This window comes from Arthrobacter sp. KBS0702 (genome assembly GCF_005937985.2).
In the GTDB taxonomy this organism is placed as follows: domain Bacteria; phylum Actinomycetota; class Actinomycetes; order Actinomycetales; family Micrococcaceae; genus Arthrobacter.
Map to the genome: position 1 here is coordinate 1,238,657 of NZ_CP042172.1, position 16,131 is coordinate 1,254,787.

Below are 16,131 nucleotides of genomic sequence, written 5' to 3' on the forward strand. Positions count from 1 at the left end.
CCCCGTCCGGCGGTACCCGGATCCTCGCAAGTTCGGGGTCCGGGCGCCGGAGGGGCTAGAATAGACATGACCGCGCCTAAGGGCCGGTGTCCGCGTGCCCTCGGGCAGGCAGTCAGGTACAGGCAGGAAGATACTCGGACGTGGCACAAGTGCAACCCCTCGAGAATCAACCGCAACGTACGTGCATCGGATGCCGGCAAAAAGGTTCGCGGTCGGAGCTTCTCCGGCTCGTCGCCGGCGCCAGCGGTTCATCCGCTGTCGTGGTGGACGAACGACGCCGGATGGCTGGCAGGGGAGCATGGCTGCACCCCAGCGAAAAGTGCCTGGCACTGGCGGTCAAACGTCGAGCGTTCGGACGCGCCCTTAGCGGGGCCTCCGTCACCGCCGACGTCGAACGCCGGATCCTGGCGGGCACGCAAGCAGTGGGCACCCCGGTGGCCGCAGCAACAACCGTCCAACCTGAAAGCGGGTCAGAAAACTGATGGAAACCCGATGAGTTCCCAGCGATGAGTGCGCAACGATGACAACTTTGTTGCGCTCTGCAATGGGCCTTTCAGCTGCACTCGCGGCGGAGGCCCGCAGTAAGAAGTAGACGGTTCGTGCCTGGCTCGGTGCGGACCGAGACAGGAGAAATGTGGCCAAGGTCCGCGTACATGAGCTTGCTAAAGAGCTCGGTATTACTTCCAAAGATGCAGTAACCAAACTGCAGGAACTGGGCGAATTCGTTCGCTCCGCCTCTTCCACCATTGAGGCCCCGGTGGTGCGGAAACTCCGCAACGCCTACCCCGACGCGCCCGCTGCTCCGAAGTCCGAAGCGCCCGCGTCCGCCCCCAAGGCCAGCCCCGCAGCGACACGACCGGCGCCCGCGCCGGCCCCGGCTGCGCCGAAGGCCGCCGAACCCAAGACTGAAGCTCCGGCACCCGCACCGGCCGCCGAGGCCCCTGCAGCGGCTCCGGCCGCGGCACCGGCCGCCGAGGCCACGGCAGCTCCGTCCGCCGGCGCCAAGCCCGGCGCCCGCCCGGCCCCGAAGGCTGAGACCCCGGCTGCTCCGGCACGCCAGGGCGGCTCGGCGCCACGTCCGGGCGGACCCCGCCCCGGCAACAACCCGTTCGCCACGTCGCAGGGCATGCCCCGCGGCCGCGGCGGCGACAACGAACGCACCTCGCGTCCGGGCAACAACCCGTTCGCTCCTTCCCAGGGCATGCCGCGTCCGGGCGGAAGCCGCACCGAGGGCGAACGCCCCGGCGGGCCGCGTCCCGCAGCAGGCGCCGGCGGTCCCCGTCCCGGCGCTCCGCGTCCGGCCGGCGCTGCCGGTGCACGTCCGGGCGCTCCGCGTCCGGCCGGCGCACCCGGCGCCCGTCCCGGAGCCGGCGGAAACCGTCCGACTCCCGGCATGATGCCCAACCGCACCGAACGTCCCGCACCCGCTGGTGCAGGCCGTCCCGGCGGCGGCGGCCGTGGCCCGGGCCGCCCGGGTGGCGCTCCTGGCACCGGTGCTCCCGGCGCCGGCGGCGGCGCTCCGGCCGGCGGTGGCTTCGGCAAGGGTGGCCGCGGTCGCGGTGGCACCCAGGGTGCTTTCGGTAAGGGTGGCGCAGGCCGCGGCAAGCAGCGCAAGTCCAAGCGTGCCAAGCGCCAGGAACTTGAGCAGATGAGTGCCCCGTCGCTGGGTGGCGTGAGCGTACCCCGCGGCGACGGCAACACCGTTGTCCGGCTCCGCCGCGGCTCGTCCATCACGGACTTCGCCGACAAGATCGAGGCGAACCCCGCAGCACTGGTGACCGTCCTCTTCCACCTCGGCGAAATGGCTACCGCCACGCAGTCGCTGGATGAGGAGACCTTTGCCCTGCTGGGCGAGGAGCTTGGCTACAAGCTCCAGGTCGTGTCCCCGGAAGATGAGGAGCGCGAGCTGCTCTCCGGCTTCGACATCGACTTCGACGCCGAGCTGGAAGCCGAAGGCGACGAGGAACTTGAGGCCCGTCCTCCGGTTGTCACCGTCATGGGTCACGTTGACCACGGTAAGACCCGCCTGCTCGATGCCATCCGCAAGTCGGACGTTATGGCCGGCGAGCACGGCGGCATCACGCAGCACATCGGTGCCTACCAGGTCACGCACAACCACGAAGGAACGGATCGCAAGATCACCTTCATCGATACCCCGGGCCACGAGGCGTTCACCGCCATGCGTGCCCGTGGTGCGAAGGTCACCGACATCGCCATCCTCGTGGTGGCGGCGGACGACGGCGTTATGCCGCAGACCATCGAAGCCCTCAACCACGCACAGGCGGCCAACGTGCCGATCGTCGTGGCCGTGAACAAGATCGACAAGGAAGGCGCCAACCCGGACAAGGTCCGCGGCCAGCTGACCGAGTACGGGCTGGTTCCGGAAGAGTACGGTGGCGACACCATGTTCGTGGAGGTCTCTGCCCGCCAGAACCTGAACATCGACGAGCTGCTCGAGGCTGTCCTGCTCACCGCAGACGCAGCCCTGGACATGCGCGCCAACCCGAACAAGGACGCCCGCGGTATCGCGATTGAAGCCAACCTGGACAAGGGCCGCGGCGCGGTTGCTACCGTCCTGGTTCAGTCCGGCACCCTGCACGTCGGCGACACGATCGTGGCAGGCACGGCCCATGGCCGCGTCCGCGCCATGTTCGACGACGACGGCAGCGCCCTGACCGAGGCAGGCCCGTCCCGCCCCGTGCAGGTCCTGGGTCTGTCCAACGTCCCGCGCGCCGGCGATACCTTCTTCGTGACTGCTGACGAGCGCACCGCCCGCCAGATCGCCGAGAAGCGTGAAGCTGCGGACCGCAACGCCGCCCTGGCCAAGCGCCGCAAGCGCATCAGCCTGGAAGACTTCGACCAGGCCGTCGCCGATGGCAAGATCGACACCCTCAACCTCATCCTCAAGGGTGACGTGTCCGGTGCCGTTGAAGCCCTCGAAGACGCGCTGCTCAAGATCGACGTCGGCGAGGGTGTCCAGCTCCGCGTTATCCACCGCGGCGTCGGTGCCATCACGCAGAACGACGTCAACCTGGCTACGGTCGACTCCGCCGTCATCATCGGCTTCAACGTCAAGCCCGCCGAGCGTGTTGCCGAACTGGCAGACCGCGAAGGCGTGGACATGCGCTTCTACTCCGTCATCTACGCAGCAATCGATGACATCGAGGCAGCCCTCAAGGGCATGCTCAAGCCGGAGTACGAAGAGGTCCAGCTTGGCACCGCCGAGGTCCGCGAAGTGTTCCGTTCCTCCAAGTTCGGCAACATTGCAGGCTCGATCGTCCGCTCCGGTGTTATCCGGCGCAACGCCAAGGCCCGCATCAGCCGCGACGGCAAGATCATCGGCGACAACCTCACCGTTGAGACGCTCAAGCGCTTCAAGGACGACGCCACCGAGGTCCGCACGGACTTCGAATGTGGTATCGGTCTTGGCTCGTACAACGACATCAACGAAGGTGACATCATCGAGACCTTCGAGATGCGCGAGAAGCCGCGCGTCTAGTCTGAGCTAGCGTTACACAGGTGCGGGGCCGTTGGATTTTTTCCGGCGGCCCCGCCCCTGCGCTGGGCGGCCAACGTCTGACGACGTCGGCCGCCCAGCTCCGGCAGGCCCGATGCCACTCCCAGGCCGCCGGAAAAAATCCAACGGGAGTCCGTCGTAGGCTTGACTTAGGCGCGTGGCACCAAACCCCAGGTGTATGTGGACCGCTAGCGCGTCGTCGTACATCCAAATTTTTTAGGAGTGGAAATGGCTGATCCCGCACGGGCTGCCAAGTTGGCGCAGCGGATTAAGGTTGTCGTCGCCGAAGCCTTGGGCCGGAGGGTGAAGGATCCCCGGTTGGAAGGCTTGACCGTGACCGATGCGCGTGTGACCAATGACCTGCAGCACGCCACGGTCTACTACACGGTGTTCGGCGATGAGGTGGCGCAGGCCGACGCGGCCAAGGGCCTGGAGAAAGCGAAGGGTGTGCTGCGCCAGGAAGTCGGCCGCAACATCACCGTCCGGCTGACGCCGACGCTGGAATTCGTCGCCGACCAGATCCCCGTGGTGGCCTCGAACCTTGAGGAACTGCTCCGCGAAGCCAAGAAGCGCGACGCCGAGGTGGCAGCCCTCGCGGCCAGCGCCAAGCACGCCGGCGACGCCGATCCGTACAAGAGCGACATCCCCGAGGACGTCGAACTCGACGAAGACGACTTCGACGAAGAGGATACCGACCTCAGTGTCGACCGCGACGTCGACGAGGACAGCAACAAGTAGCACCCAGCACCTGCGGCACTGGCCGGGCCCGGAAACGGGCCCGGCCAGTGCTGTCTGCGGGCCGTTCGCGCCCGTGGGGACTTTGGGCCCTATGCCCAGCCCGGGCCGGGGCGTCCCATGGAGTCATGACTGCGGGCGAACAGAACGGCGGCGAGCGGCCGTGACCTCCGCCCTGACCAAGTGTCCGCAATGCGGCACGACCAACCGCATCCCCGCGGCGGCGGCCGGGCACCCGCGCTGCGGGAAATGCCGCCGGGATCTTCCCTGGATCGTCGAGGCCGGCGACGCGGACTTTGCCGGCGTCGCGGAGCAATCCCCGGTTCCCGCCCTGGTCGATTTCTGGGCCGCCTGGTGCGGGCCCTGCCGGATGGTCAGTCCGGTACTGGACAAACTGGCGCAGGAGCGGGCGGGACGGGTCAAGCTCGTCAAGGTGGACGTGGACAAGTCGCCGGGGCTCTCGCGGCGCTTCGACGTACAGGCCATTCCAACCCTCCTCGTTATCACCGACGGCACAGTGGTGGCGCGTCAGGCCGGAGCGCCGCCGGCTGCCGCCCTGCGCAGTTGGCTGGACGACGCGCTGGCAGCCCGGCGCGAAGGGAGCAAGCCATGACCGAAATCCTGCGCTACGAAGTCGGATCGGGAACGGTGCTGGTCGAGGTCGACGAGGGCAGCTTCGGCGTCGAGCGGCCCGCCCGCAACGAACTTGGCATCCTCGACGCCGGCCGGCGGCTCGAAGATGCCCTTGCCGCGGTGCGGCCCGCGGCAAGGGCAGCCGCCGAGGTGATGCGGGAGCTGGCCCCCGAGCACTTGGAGCTGCAATTCGGCGTGAAGCTGGCCGGCGAGGCCGGGGCCATCATCGCGCGCAACTGCGCCGAGGGTCACTTCATCGTCAAGATGTCCTTCACCGCGCCGCCGGTGCCGCCGTCGACGCCGGAAGACGAAATCCGGCTCTGAGCCGGCGCCGGAGTCAGGTGCGCGCCGCTGCCGTGGACCGGCCGATCGCTGGGTCAGCGCCGCCGTCGGGCGCCCAGACCCCCGAGCAGCGGGGAGCCCATCCCCAGCAGGAAGCCGAAGTCATACCAGTTGCCGGCGCGCGCCGTGTTGTAGAAGGGAAACTCGCTCCACGCCCCGAAGACGTGGACAATCAGCACGATCCACGCCGTGAGCCCGTTCCAGATGCCCCACAACAAGTCCTGCCACCACATGAGGTTTCCTCCTTGCGCCGCCACCCGCGTCCGCGCCGTGAATCCGCGTACCTGCGTGTGGTCAGGCTACTGCCTGGCGCGTTTGGGCGGTAGGGACCCGGGGGCCGCGTCGCGGGCGGGAAGCCTGCCCAGGCCCTCCACGAGGTCGGCCTGGGCGCCGCACAATGCGATCCGGATCCAGCCCTCGCCGATGGAGCCGAAGGCGGTCCCGGGGGCGAAGGACACCCCGGCCTCGGCGAGGAAACGCCGGACCCAGGCCCGGACGTCGCCGCCGCTGACGTGCGAGACGTCTGCCCAGAGGTAGAAGGCCCCCTGCGCGGTGAGAAAGGGGATGCCCCTGGCATCGAGGACGGCCGAAGCTGCGTCCCGGTTGGCGCGGTAGTGCGCGTGGGCGTGGCTGACGTAGTCCTGCGGACCGGTCAGGGCTGCCAGGGCCGCGTACTGCGAGGGCGAGGCGACACAGGAAACAATCGCCTCCATCACGTTGTTCATCTGCTGCTCGAGTCCGGGCGGGCAGATCAGCGCCCCGATCCGGAGCCCGGTGAGCCCGTAGGTTTTGGAGAGGGTCAGCGAGGTGAACACCCGCGCCTCGCCGGGAACGTCGCTGTCGAAGCGCGCCGGGCTCACGTGCGGGACATCGTAGGTGAACGCCTCGTAACATTCGTCCGAGATGATCCACAGGTCGTGCCGGACGGCGAGTTCCACAAGGCTTCGGGTGAGCTCCTCGCCCAGCACGGCCCCGAGCGGGTTGGACGGCGAGTTGAGGATCAGCACCTTGGTGCGAGGCGTAATGAGCGCCTCGATGTCTTCGATCCGCGGCTGGAAGGCGTGCTCCGGGTAGAGCGGGTACCTCACCGGGACGGCGTGCAGCAGGCTGGAGGTCATCGCAAACGTCGGGTAGCCGGGGTTCGGGATCAGGATCTCGTCGCCGGGGGAGAGCAGCAGGCTCATCGCGAAGTGCAGGCCCTGCTGTGCGCCGTCGACGACGTACACCCGGTCTGCGCCGACGTCCGTCGCGTTGTGCTCCCGGAACCGTGCCGCGAAAGCTTCGCGCAGCGCCGGAATCCCGGCATTGGGCGTGTAGTTGGTCTCATCCCGGTCGAGGCACGCCATGCCTGCCTCCAGGATGTGGCGGGGCAGGGCGAAGCCGGGTTCGCCAATGCTCAGGACGATCGCGCCGGGGGTGTGCCAGGCGGCCTCGGTGATCTCGCGGATCTGGTTGATGGGGACGTCGCGGACGTGGGCGGCAAGCTCTGGCATGTTTGCCATCCTAGTCCGCGGCCCGCAGTCGGCAGCCAGCGCGCCGCAGCCGGCAGCCGGCGGCCCGCAGTCGGCAGCCGGCGCGCCGGGGGCAGGTCCCGGCGCGGATATACTGGGAGGCGTGCTTTCTGGACTGGTGATAGTGGACAAGCCGCAAGGCTGGACCAGCCACGATGTGGTTGGACGGATGCGGCGGATCGCCGGTACCCGAAAGGTTGGCCACGCCGGAACCCTGGACCCCATGGCGACGGGTGTGCTGGTGCTCGGCATCAACAAGGCGACCCGTCTGCTGACCTACATCGTGGGAACCTCCAAGACCTACACCGCCACCATCCGCCTCGGCGAGTCGACCGTCACGGACGACGCCGAGGGCGAAGTTACGGCCACCCGCAGTGCCGCCGCGGTCACCGAGGACAGCGTCCGGGCCGGTGTGGCCGCCCTGACCGGGGACATCCAGCAGGTGCCAAGCAGCGTCAGTGCGATCAAGGTCAACGGTGAGCGTGCCTACGCCCGCGTCCGCTCCGGCGAAGACGTCAAGCTCGCTGCGCGGCCGGTGACGATCCACCGCTTCGAGATCCACGAACTCCGCCGCTCGCAGGACGGCGAAGCCCTGGACCTGGACGTGACCGTCGAGTGCTCATCCGGCACCTACATCCGTGCCCTCGCCCGGGACCTCGGCGACGCCTTGGGCGTCGGAGGCCACCTCACCGCCCTCCGCCGGACCCAGGTGGGCCCCTACACCCTTGACCAGGCCCGCACCCTGGAGCAACTGGCCGAAGAGCTGGACATCCTGGAAATGGCGCAGGCCGCCCGGGCGCTGATGCCCAACCGCGAGTTGAGCGAGGAGGAGACCACCGAACTGTCCTTCGGCCGCAGGATCGCGGCCGGCGCCGCCGCCGGCACGCCGGACGCCGCGACCCCAGAGAAGCCGGCCGCCGCCTTCGCGCCCGACGGCTCGCTCGTGGCGTTGCTGGCCGACGCCGGCAACTATGCCAAACCCGTGCTGGTCTTCGCGCCGGACAACGAGAAGCCGGCGGGCTAGCAGTGGACGCCTATTTCTACATCATCCTTGCGGTAGGGCTGCTCTCCACCCTCCTGTGCGCCGGGGCCGGCATTCTGAAGAAGGCCCCCAACGACGCAACCATCCTGTCGGTGGCCGCTGTCGAACTGTCCCTGCTGGTCTACCTGGTCGGCTCGATCGTCCGCGTCGCGTCCGGGGAACACATCGCGGGGGAGCCCTGGGAGTTCTGGGGCTACATGGTCACGGCGCTGATGCTTCCGGTCGGGGCGGTGTACTGGGCCATCCTGGAACGCACGCGCTGGAGCAATTTCGTGCTGGCCGCCGTCGGCGTCACCGCCCTGGTGATGGCGGCCCGAATGAACCAGATCTGGTACTGACATGGAAGAGGCAAAGAACGACATGACGGCTCCACAGCAGGGCACGGGCGACGCCGCCGCGACCGCCGATTCCACCTCGACTCCCACTGCCGTCCCGGAGCCGCGGGACACCCGCAATACCGGTCCCGGCCGGCTGCTGATATCTGTCTATGCGGTCTTCGCCCTCTCGGCCACCGCCCGGGCGGGATACCAGATCCTCACCAAGTTCTCCGAGGCGCCCCTTGCGTACCTGTTGTCGGCCTTTGCCGCCGTCGTCTACATTGTGGCAACCGTCTCCCTCGCGAAGGCCGGCCGGACCTGGTTCAAGGTATCCGTGGCCGCCGTGCTGGTCGAGCTGATCGGTGTTTTGGTGGTCGGTGCGCTCAGCCTCTTCGATGCGGTCAACTTCCCGCACGAGACGGTGTGGTCCCTGTTTGGACGCGGCTACGGCTTCATCCCGCTGTTGCTGCCGATCCTCGGCCTCATCTGGCTGTACCGCCGCCGTCCCGCGCCCCGGCGTTCCTGAAAAACCTTCCCGCACGACCCGTCGGCCCTGGACCGGGCCTCCTTTGGCGTGCCCCGCGGCACCCGATAGTAAGCAAACTTGCCAAATGCATAGTAAGCATGCTTATTGTAGTGCTTAGGTGCGGGCGCGGATAGCGGCGCACCCACGTTTGTCCACCGGAGCGAGGGAGGCATCATGAGCATTGTGAACGCCGTTCCCCGAGCAACATGGGAACCGAAGACAGCAGGCACGGGCGGCCGGACCGGGTGCCGCCGATGAGCCACAGCCCGGATACCAAGAAGTGGCGGACCGACCAGATGCTGTCTATGGCAGCCAGGGTGGTCGAGCGGCGCAAGGACCAGGCGCTTGCCGCACTGGGCCTGACGCATGCCGCTGTCATCGCCCTGCAGGGGCTCGCTGCCGGGCCACTTAACCAGGAGCAGCTGGCGCGCCGGATCGCGGTGCAGAGCCAATCGCTGGGCAAGGTGCTGGCGCGGCTGGAAGAATCGGGCCACGTCACGCGGACCCGGGATCAGCGGGACCGGCGGCAGTTTTCCGTGTCCCTGACGTCGTCCGGCCGCGAGGCGTTGGCCAGCGCGCACCAGATCGAGTGCAATGCCCTCCCGGAGGATCTGGAGGGCTGGACCACCCTGCAGCACGACCTGGCCAGGATTCTTACCGCTTTCGAGGTTCCGGGCCGGTTCTGAGCGGGCTTGTTCCGTGGGGGAGTGCGGGTGCCGAAACCGGCTACCCGTCGATTTTGTCGGCGAGGTCCTGGAGCCTGAGCCGCAACGCGGGCCAGGCTGCCGCGAAGCCAGGGTGAAGCTCCTTCTTACTCACGCCCTCAAGGCTGACCCACTGCAACTCAAGGCTCTCCGGGTCGCTGATGGCCGGTTCAAAGGGCTCGATGACCTGGGCGGCGACCGTCGTATAGGACCAGTAGCCGACGTCGAAGACCGAGGTGAACAGCACCCGGACGGCTGCGGACGGGACGGCCGCTTCCTCTTTGGCCTCCCGGAGCGCGCCGTTGACGGCGTCTTCACCTTGATGCAGGGCACCGCCGGGAAGTCCCCACGTGCCGCCGTGGTCGCTCCACGTGGCCCGGTGCTGAAGCAGTACGCCCTTTTCGGCGTCGTGCACTAGCAGACCGGCGGAGCCGAAGCGCCCCCAGAAACGGCCCCGCTCGCCCTCAACCCAGGCATCGCCGGGGTCGCGCGGCCCCAGCGGGCGGCGGGGCTCAAGGTACGGATTGCGCTGCGGCTCCTCCTGTTGCGGCTCCTCCCGTTGCGATTCGTCCTGCGGCGGCGTTCCGGCTGGCGGCGTTCCGGCTGGCTGCGGTGAGACTGGGCTGTCCATCCCGATAGTCTGCCATTTCTGGGGTTGGCGTGCTCCCTGGCCGCCCGCGCCCGTGTTTGGCGCACCTCACAATGTCTGAGCCCCTCGGTTGAATTGGTTAGTGGGAATCGGTGCAGCTCTCATCGCTCGTCCGGCCAGTATCACCGGCGGGCTGCTCCCGCGCCTGCATGAGGAGCCTGCCGCAGGCGGTTCAGGAGCCTGCCGCAGGCGGTTCTGCTGCCGCGAATAATGTCGTAGGTCCTTGGTTGGATTGATTCATGGGAACCAGTGCAGCGGTCACCTTAGCTCCGGTCATTCGGCCGGATGATGATGTCCGCCGCGGCTACGCACTGGAACTCGAAGACCTCCTCAGCCGGCTCCAGCGGTTGAGTGCGACGGCGGCCCGCAACGCGGCGCTGATGGACTTTGGCGAGGCGTCCGGGTTCGCCGGCCGGGTCGAGGAAGCCTCCCGGGCCGTGGAGTACCTGCAACTGGTGGCTGCCGGGGCCGTGGACCGCACCCGCAAGGAAGCCGCCGCTGCCGGCAGTGCCCGGGTGCTCGATGACGGCTACCGCAAGACCGGGGAGTTCCTGCGGGAGCGGCTGCAGATCAGCGCTGCCGAGGCCCACCGGCGCCTGTCCCTGGCCTGGGACGTGCTGCCCCGCACCGGGATGACCGGCCAGCCGCTCCCGCCCGTGCGCGAGGAACTCGCCGCGGCCCTGGCCGCCGGGTCCGTGCCGTCCCGCTCGGCGACGATCATCGCCCAGGCGCTGGGCCGGGTCCGGCCCTTCTGCGACCCGGAGACGGCCGCCCGGATGGAACACGCCCTGACCCGCACCGCGGCCGAGCACGACCCGGACTTCCTGGCCCGGATCGCGAGGCGCTGGGTGGACGCGATCGACCAGGACGGCGCCGAACCCTCCGAGGAGCTCCTCCGCCAACTCCAGGGCGCCTTCATCCGCAAACCCCGCCACGGCCTGCAGCACCTGGAAATCTTCGCCACCACCGAACAGTTCGAACACCTCCTCACCGTGATGAACACCGCCACCAACCCCCGCACCACCGCGGCCGGAGCCGGCGGAGCCGAGGGCGAATCGGGCGGCAGTGACACCGCCGCGCAAGTCGGTGTGGGCGCGGCGGCCGGCTCGGACGGCACGGACGCGGGCGGGTTCGTGCCGAACCAGCTGGACCGGCGGTCCCGGCCGCAGAAACTCCTCGACGGCCTCGTCGGCGGCTGCAAAGTCGCCCTCGCCTCGGGAGGATTGCCCGCCGCGGGAGGACTCCGGCCCCAGGTCATGGTCACCATCGACTACCGCGACCTCCTCGACCGGCTCCACCAGCTGACCGACGCCGGGGAAGCTGGGAAGTTGGAAGGGACCGTGGACGCCGCCAAGTTCGGCTGGGCCGGGGACGCCCGCGGACCTGGCGCCGACGCTACCGGCCCGTTCGGGTTCACCGGCACCGGCACCCTGGCGTTCACCGGACCCGTCACAGCCGCGACCATCCGCAAAATCGCCTGCGACGCCGACATCATCCCCGTCCTGCTCGGATCCCGGGGCCGAATCCTGGACATCGGCCGCACCAGCCGCATCTTCCCGCCACACATCCGCAAAGCCCTCACCGCCCGCGACCAAGGCTGCGCCTTCCCCGGCTGCACCATCCCCGCCCCCTGGTGCGAAGCCCACCACATCACCTACTGGTCCCACGGCGGCACCACCAGCACAGACAACGGAACACTCCTTTGTTCCCACCATCACCACCTGATCCACAAAGAACAATGGACCATCCAGCCCCGCAACGGCATCCCCTGGTTCATCCCGCCACCCCACCTCGACCCCCAACAAACCCCCCGACGAAACCACTACTTCAGATCGTGAAGGACGCTGCCGGCCAACTGGGGGATTCCGGTCAGAACGGTTGGGCGCCGACTAGGGAAGGAGTGCTTCTTCCTCGGAAAGTTGCTGTTCCTCGATCCGCGCGTCCCGGAACCCGGAGAAGAGCAGCACGAGAGAGGACAGCAGCAGGAAGGCTGCGGCCGCCCAGAGCGCCGTGTCGGTGCCCGCCACGATGGCTATGATGCCGCCCAAGGGAGCTCCGAGGACGATCATTCCTCGGTTTATCGAACGCATCGTAGCGCTCATTCGGGCGATGAGCCTGTCAGGAGTTACGGCCTGTCGGTAGCCCATTTCCAGCGGCCCTTCGACGCCCATGGCCATGCCGAAGAGCAACTGCCCCAGACCGGCCACAATAAACGCAGCCCACAGCTGTCCCGGCCAGTGCAGCGGAGAACCATAAGTCTCGCCGGTGTGGGTCGCGCCCGCGGTGAGTGGTGCCAGTGCCACCAAGGCGACCGCAAACGGCTGGGCCAGACGTGAGGCAACGATGGCGTTACCGGTACCCCAGCGGCTCCCAAGCCGGGTGGACACAGTGGTCCCGACTACTGCCCCTATTCCGGAGCACCCCATGACCAGGCCCAGACCCAAAGCACCAAGTCCGAGGTCATTCAGAATCACGGTCGGAAGGACCGCACCGAGGATGGAGGAGCCTATGAACCAGATGTGGCTGCTCCACGCCATGGGCGCCAGATGGGAGTGGCCATAGACCCATTGCAGGCCCTCTGCGGCCTTCTGGTGGAGTCTTTGTTTGCGCCCTGATGGCGGGTGGCGGGGTGGCCGTTCCAGAGTGAGAAGCACTGCTGCGGAGAAGAAGTACGAGGCAGCGTCGATAAGAATGCCCACGGGCGCGGTCACCAACGCCACCAGGCCGCCGGCTAGGGCACTTCCCGTAGTTTGGGCCACGGTGTCGCTTTGCTGCAGCCGGGCATTCGCGCGAATGAGCAAGGATCTGGGGACCAGTTGGGGGAGAAAGCTCTGGTACGCGGCGTCGCTGGTCAGCGCCAGGGTCCCAAAGGCGAACATCAGGATCATCAAAATCGGAACCGAGATGGTGCCCGTCATTGCGGCCAGACACACGACGGCGAGAATCAGGCCGCGGCCGAAGTCTCCGCCGACGAGGATTGTGCGGCGAGGGAACCTGTCGATCCACACACCGGCAACTTCCGAAAAGCAGGTACGGGGTCCACCGGGCAGCATTGACCAGGCCCTGGTCCAGTGGTGTGCCGCTCATTGTCACCAAAATCAGGACAGACAAGGCCAAGGTGGTGATGTAGGTGCCGAAATCGGACACCGTCGAGGCCAACCAGAACCTGACAAATGCCGGATAGTGGCGAAGCTTCGATTCCGGTGCCAAAGAACTGCCGCCAGAGACTCCCATGTTTTCCCCATCACCTCGTTGGCATAGAGCCTAGCGGTGACATAAAGCCTGGCAGCCAAAAGAGCACGTCAGTAGAAGCCGGGGAATCGCCCCCGGCCGACCCTGGAGGTAGATGATCGGAGCATCGGATGCAATAGTGGCGGGATGATCAACCAGCAGCAGCTCTGGGACGACGAGGCCGCGAGGCACTACGACACTCCCGGCGAGGGAATGTTCTCGCCGGAAGTAATCGGTCCCACGGTCGAAGTTCTGGCAGAACTCGCAGGCGACGGCAGGGCCGTTGAGTTCGCCGTCGGCACGGGCCGGGTGGCCATCCCCCTGGCGGACGCCGGGGTCCAGGTCAGCGGCATCGAACTGTCCCATGCGATGATCTCCCGCCTGCGTGAGAAGGTCACCGAGGACCAGATTCCCGTCGTCCAGGGCGACATGACCGAGGAAGTTGCGGGCGAGGATTTCTCGCTGGCGATCCTGGTGTTCAACACGATCGCGAACCTGCTGACACAGGATGAGCAGGTTCGGTGTTTCCAGAACGCCGCCCGTCATCTGGCGCCCGGCGGCCGCTTCGTGATTGAGCTCTGGGTGCCGCAGTTGCGATCGCTGCCACCCGGACACGGGGGCACGGTTGAGGTGAGCCGGCCCGGGTACCTGCTGGTCGATACCTACGATGTGCTGCATCAGCACGTTGTCTCGCACCATGTGCGGTTCGGCCCGGACCTTTCCGACGGGCGGGAGGCCCGGATCGGACGGACGCCACACCGGTACATCTGGCCGAGCGAGCTCGACCTCATGGCCCGGCTGGCCGGGTTCGAGCTGGAATACAGATGGGCGGACTGGGACCGCAGCGAATTCACCGCGGATTCCCGTAGCCACGTTTCGGTGTACCGGCTCAGGCGGCCCGCGGGCAGATGACTTGCCATACCGCTGAGGGGCCTTAGACTCGGCCACATGGCTGGTCTTGGGGGAGCGAAAACAGTCCGCTGCGTTGTGGTGCTCATGATGGGCGTGTCTCTGGCCGGAAGCCTGGCCGCCTGCGCGTACGAGGACGAAGGAGATCCGCAGCAGGCGGCAGCGAGCGAAGGCCCCCGGCCCGCGCGAACCCTCCCTGCGAAGGACGCGGACGTGCTGGCCGTGGAAGCGCGCAATTACGCTGAACTGGAGCAGCGCCTGGGTACGGCCCCCGGATCGGTCCTGCTGGCCGATGCCGGCCCCGCCGACGGGCCCGGTGTCGGCTTCCGCAAAGCCGCCACCGTCACGACTGCCGGACCCTACACCGTCACCACGGCGTGCGTCGGCATCCCGCGCGCCCAGATCTACCTCTCCCAAGGGATCCCCGGCGACACCGATCATCAGGTGTTCGAAGTCGATTGCTCAGGAACCCGGACGCAAGTCATCCAGCTCCAGACGGGGTACATCGCCGCTCAGCTGTTGGGGCGCCGCGACCCCACGGAGGCCTGGACCGGGGCGGTTGCCGGGATCCGGATCACCTTCGGCTGAGCCAAGAATCGCGAGTCAGCCCGTCGTGAAGGGGAGTGGGGTGCCCGCCGGGAACGGAACGGCGCCCTGGTCCGGCGTCATGGTGAACCATTCGCCGTTCTGCTGGGTGAGGAAGAAAAGTTGGCGGCCGCCGGCGTCGAGCGGATCGCCGTTGGGGTAGGACGCTCCACACGTGACCGGCATCGATGCGATGCGGACGGACCCCTCGCTAAGACCGCCCTTGAGCACCTGCTCCACTTCCACCACATGGACATTGGCCTGGTACGCGTAGATCCGCACCTCACCGTCCCGCTTCACCGCTGTGCCGACCAGAACCGCGCCGGCGTGGTCGAAGCGCTGTTGCATGGTCTCGAACCGGACCCAGTCGACGCAGGCATCCGTGCGGGGGCCCGGCACCAGCCAGCAACCGCTTAGCAACCCACACAGCAGAACACCGATGGTCGTCGCCCCTGCGAGTCTCCGCATGATCGAACCCTAGCCGCCGGCAGGAGCGCCGTCCATGGACTGCGGACACGCTGCCGCTGCAGGGTGACCAGGCCTGGAACCAGTGTGGCATGCTGAATCCCGTGCAACCCCTGAGCCCGCCCGCAGCGCCGTCGCGCGTCCTCTTCTACGGTGTCACCGGAAGCGGCAAGTCCTCGGCTGCCCGCGCCTATGCGGCCCGGACCGGCCTCCCTGAGTACTCCGCCGACGACGACATCGGCTGGCTGCCGGGCTGGCGTCAACCGAGCACTGAGGAGCAGCGGGAGCTCGCGGCGCGTATCGCCGGCCAGGATCAGTGGGTGCTCGACAGCGCCTACGGTGTCTGGCGCGACCTGGTGGTCCCGCGCGCCGAGCTGATCGTGGGACTGGACTACCCGCGCTGGGTCTCGCTGCTCAGGCTGGTGCGCCGCTCTCTGCGCCGGGTCGTTGCCCGCGAGGAAGTCTGCAACGGGAACCGGGAAACGTTCGGCCGCCTCATCGCCCCCGACTCAATCATCGGCTGGCACTTCCGCTCATTCAGCCGCAAACGGCGGGTCATGCGCGAACTCAAGAGCGCCCCCGGCGCGGCCGAGGTCCTCATCTTCCGCCGGCCCCGCGAACTCGATGCGTGGCTTCAGCGGCTCCCGCAGGGAGATCCCCAAACCACCCGGTAGGCCGCCGGACCTTTCGTCTCGGTGTCGACGGCGACCCTCTACTGCGGAAGCGCCCTGCCGCCTCCGGAGGCCGGTGTGGCGCCCCGGTGCTGGCACGGCGGCCTCCGCCGCGGCCTGGGCGCTCTGCCGGTCGGTTCCGAGCAGGTCGGCGAGCTGGTCCACCGGAATCTGCCCGAGGATGTCTTGGAGCTCAGTCATGGCCTTCTCCTTCACCCGCGGGCCGCGCCGCGGACATTGGTGGCGCCGCCGGCCGCATTGCCGTCGCCGAACTGCTGCCCTTGCATCGAAGCC

The 16,131-nt window shown here is 67.9% G+C and carries 18 protein-coding genes; 13 read left to right on the plus strand and 5 right to left on the minus strand.

The annotated features are described in order from the left end of the window. The first annotated feature begins 149 nt into the window (after window positions 1-149). The 5 genes from FFF93_RS05645 to FFF93_RS05665 all read left to right on the plus strand — a co-directional run bounded on the left by FFF93_RS05645 (window position 150) and on the right by FFF93_RS05665 (window position 5,209). Window positions 150-482 carry a YlxR family protein gene (locus FFF93_RS05645; RefSeq protein WP_315851475.1) on the plus strand — a complete coding sequence of 111 codons (333 nt, stop codon included), beginning with the start codon at window positions 150-152 and terminating at the stop codon, window positions 480-482. Between the two features lie 152 nt (window positions 483-634). Further along, window positions 635-3,499, plus strand: a complete 2,865-nt coding sequence (infB, locus tag FFF93_RS05650; protein ID WP_138769789.1) for a translation initiation factor IF-2 — start codon at window positions 635-637, stop codon at window positions 3,497-3,499. A gap of 246 nt (window positions 3,500-3,745) precedes the next feature. After that, a complete protein-coding gene (rbfA, locus tag FFF93_RS05655) occupies window positions 3,746-4,255 on the plus strand; it encodes a 30S ribosome-binding factor RbfA (RefSeq protein WP_138769788.1) in 510 nt (169 codons plus the stop codon). A 160-nt stretch (window positions 4,256-4,415) separates the two neighbouring features. Further along, window positions 4,416-4,865 carry a thioredoxin gene (trxA, locus tag FFF93_RS05660; protein WP_138769787.1) on the plus strand — a complete coding sequence of 150 codons (450 nt, stop codon included), beginning with the start codon at window positions 4,416-4,418 and terminating at the stop codon, window positions 4,863-4,865. Then, complete coding sequence (locus tag FFF93_RS05665) at window positions 4,862-5,209, plus strand: CU044_2847 family protein (protein WP_138769786.1); 348 nt, start codon at window positions 4,862-4,864, stop codon at window positions 5,207-5,209. Before trxA ends, FFF93_RS05665 begins: the two co-directional genes overlap by 4 nt. 53 nt (window positions 5,210-5,262) lie before the next feature. Here the strand turns inward: FFF93_RS05665 and FFF93_RS05670 are convergent, their stop codons facing one another. Beyond that, window positions 5,263-5,460 (minus strand): hypothetical protein, encoded by a 198-nt coding sequence (locus FFF93_RS05670; RefSeq protein ID WP_138769785.1) that lies wholly within the window; start codon window positions 5,458-5,460, stop codon window positions 5,263-5,265. 66 nt (window positions 5,461-5,526) lie between these two features. Further along, window positions 5,527-6,720: a pyridoxal phosphate-dependent aminotransferase gene (locus tag FFF93_RS05675; protein WP_186372241.1), complete on the minus strand. Its 1,194-nt coding sequence runs from the start codon at window positions 6,718-6,720 to the stop codon at window positions 5,527-5,529. 121 nt (window positions 6,721-6,841) lie between these two features. On the opposite strand from FFF93_RS05675, the gene truB reads away from it, so the two are divergent. The 4 genes from truB (at window position 6,842) to FFF93_RS05695 (ending at window position 9,309) form a co-directional block, all read left to right on the plus strand. Continuing rightward, window positions 6,842-7,762 carry a tRNA pseudouridine(55) synthase TruB gene (truB, locus tag FFF93_RS05680; RefSeq protein ID WP_138769783.1) on the plus strand — a complete coding sequence of 307 codons (921 nt, stop codon included), beginning with the start codon at window positions 6,842-6,844 and terminating at the stop codon, window positions 7,760-7,762. Window positions 7,763-7,764: 2 nt separating this feature from the next. Continuing rightward, the gene (locus FFF93_RS05685; RefSeq protein WP_138769782.1) at window positions 7,765-8,118 is read left to right on the plus strand and encodes a hypothetical protein; all 354 of its coding nucleotides are present in this window, start codon (window positions 7,765-7,767) and stop codon (window positions 8,116-8,118) included. A 1-nt stretch (window position 8,119) separates the two neighbouring features. After that, window positions 8,120-8,623, plus strand: a complete 504-nt coding sequence (locus FFF93_RS05690; RefSeq protein WP_138769781.1) for a hypothetical protein — start codon at window positions 8,120-8,122, stop codon at window positions 8,621-8,623. A 254-nt stretch (window positions 8,624-8,877) separates the two neighbouring features. Continuing rightward, a complete protein-coding gene (locus tag FFF93_RS05695) occupies window positions 8,878-9,309 on the plus strand; it encodes a MarR family winged helix-turn-helix transcriptional regulator (RefSeq protein WP_222424650.1) in 432 nt (143 codons plus the stop codon). 40 nt (window positions 9,310-9,349) lie between these two features. On the opposite strand, the gene FFF93_RS05700 is transcribed toward FFF93_RS05695, so the two are convergent. After that, on the minus strand, window positions 9,350-9,958 hold the full coding sequence (locus FFF93_RS05700; protein ID WP_138769779.1) for an NUDIX domain-containing protein: 609 nt from the start codon (window positions 9,956-9,958) through the stop codon (window positions 9,350-9,352). Between the two features lie 257 nt (window positions 9,959-10,215). Between FFF93_RS05700 and FFF93_RS05705 the strand changes: the two genes are divergently transcribed. Continuing rightward, entirely contained in the window at window positions 10,216-11,814 is a 1,599-nt protein-coding gene (locus FFF93_RS05705) for an HNH endonuclease signature motif containing protein (protein WP_138769778.1), read from the plus strand. A 51-nt stretch (window positions 11,815-11,865) separates the two neighbouring features. Here FFF93_RS05705 and FFF93_RS05710 read toward each other — a convergent pair whose 3' ends face one another. Further along, window positions 11,866-12,984, minus strand: a complete 1,119-nt coding sequence (locus FFF93_RS05710) for an MFS transporter (RefSeq protein ID WP_222424651.1) — start codon at window positions 12,982-12,984, stop codon at window positions 11,866-11,868. Window positions 12,985-13,354: 370 nt separating this feature from the next. Between FFF93_RS05710 and FFF93_RS05715 the strand changes: the two genes are divergently transcribed. After that, window positions 13,355-14,119, plus strand: a complete 765-nt coding sequence (locus FFF93_RS05715) for a class I SAM-dependent methyltransferase (protein ID WP_138769777.1) — start codon at window positions 13,355-13,357, stop codon at window positions 14,117-14,119. A 36-nt stretch (window positions 14,120-14,155) separates the two neighbouring features. Continuing rightward, window positions 14,156-14,704 (plus strand): hypothetical protein, encoded by a 549-nt coding sequence (locus tag FFF93_RS05720; protein ID WP_261375316.1) that lies wholly within the window; start codon window positions 14,156-14,158, stop codon window positions 14,702-14,704. Between the two features lie 15 nt (window positions 14,705-14,719). On the opposite strand, the gene FFF93_RS05725 is transcribed toward FFF93_RS05720, so the two are convergent. Then, the gene (locus tag FFF93_RS05725) at window positions 14,720-15,169 is read right to left on the minus strand and encodes a hypothetical protein (protein WP_138769776.1); all 450 of its coding nucleotides are present in this window, start codon (window positions 15,167-15,169) and stop codon (window positions 14,720-14,722) included. 101 nt (window positions 15,170-15,270) lie between these two features. Here FFF93_RS05725 and FFF93_RS05730 point away from each other — a divergent pair, with 101 nt between their 5' ends. Beyond that, on the plus strand, window positions 15,271-15,840 hold the full coding sequence (locus tag FFF93_RS05730; RefSeq protein WP_186372268.1) for an adenylate kinase: 570 nt from the start codon (window positions 15,271-15,273) through the stop codon (window positions 15,838-15,840). Window positions 15,841-16,131 lie beyond the last annotated feature (291 nt).

Coding starts and splice junctions, on each gene's coding strand:
- rbfA (WP_138769788.1), top strand. CDS start 3,746: ATGGCTGATCCCGCACGGGCTGCCAAGTTGGCGCAGCGGATTAAGGTT.
- FFF93_RS05665 (WP_138769786.1), top strand. CDS start 4,862: ATGACCGAAATCCTGCGCTACGAAGTCGGATCGGGAACGGTGCTGGTC.
- FFF93_RS05670 (WP_138769785.1), bottom strand. CDS start 5,460: ATGTGGTGGCAGGACTTGTTGTGGGGCATCTGGAACGGGCTCACGGCG.
- FFF93_RS05675 (WP_186372241.1), bottom strand. CDS start 6,720: ATGCCAGAGCTTGCCGCCCACGTCCGCGACGTCCCCATCAACCAGATC.
- FFF93_RS05690 (WP_138769781.1), top strand. CDS start 8,120: ATGGAAGAGGCAAAGAACGACATGACGGCTCCACAGCAGGGCACGGGC.
- FFF93_RS05695 (WP_222424650.1), top strand. CDS start 8,878: ATGAGCCACAGCCCGGATACCAAGAAGTGGCGGACCGACCAGATGCTG.
- FFF93_RS05700 (WP_138769779.1), bottom strand. CDS start 9,958: ATGGACAGCCCAGTCTCACCGCAGCCAGCCGGAACGCCGCCAGCCGGA.
- FFF93_RS05705 (WP_138769778.1), top strand. CDS start 10,216: ATGGGAACCAGTGCAGCGGTCACCTTAGCTCCGGTCATTCGGCCGGAT.
- FFF93_RS05715 (WP_138769777.1), top strand. CDS start 13,355: ATGATCAACCAGCAGCAGCTCTGGGACGACGAGGCCGCGAGGCACTAC.
- FFF93_RS05720 (WP_261375316.1), top strand. CDS start 14,156: ATGGCTGGTCTTGGGGGAGCGAAAACAGTCCGCTGCGTTGTGGTGCTC.
- FFF93_RS05725 (WP_138769776.1), bottom strand. CDS start 15,169: ATGCGGAGACTCGCAGGGGCGACGACCATCGGTGTTCTGCTGTGTGGG.